The sequence below is a fragment of the Pseudovibrio sp. WM33 genome (assembly GCF_001623165.1).
Lineage (GTDB): Bacteria > Pseudomonadota > Alphaproteobacteria > Rhizobiales > Stappiaceae > Pseudovibrio.
On sequence record NZ_LMCK01000088.1, the window covers coordinates 1 to 296 of the forward strand.

At 49.7% G+C, this 296-nt stretch carries 1 protein-coding gene; it reads left to right on the forward strand.

Annotation, left to right across the window (positions count from 1 at the left end):
• Positions 1–115: 115 nt before the first annotated feature.
• A partial coding sequence (locus PsWM33_RS15145) for a hypothetical protein (protein ID WP_063300786.1) occupies positions 116–296 on the forward strand: 181 nt, incomplete at its 3' end.

Genomic DNA, 296 nt, shown 5'->3' on the forward strand with positions numbered 1-296 from the left:
CGGGGGAATAAACCCGCCTGTCGTTACCAGGTTTCGAACCTCCCGCTCGCCAGTGGGTTGTCGAAAGCTCTCTGTTGAGTGGTTTGTTCAACAAGCCTGTAACGAGGGTATTTTGATGACTGATACTGGTAAAGAGAAATGCGCCCATACGTCCCTTCGCAATGAAGTGGACCAGCTTCACCTCACAGCCAACCACCTCAAAAATTTAGTCTATTCCATGAGCGTGGTTTTGAGTGAACGCATGGAGCACACACAGGAATATGAAGCGTTGCTGACGCTGTTTGATACTGTGCGCA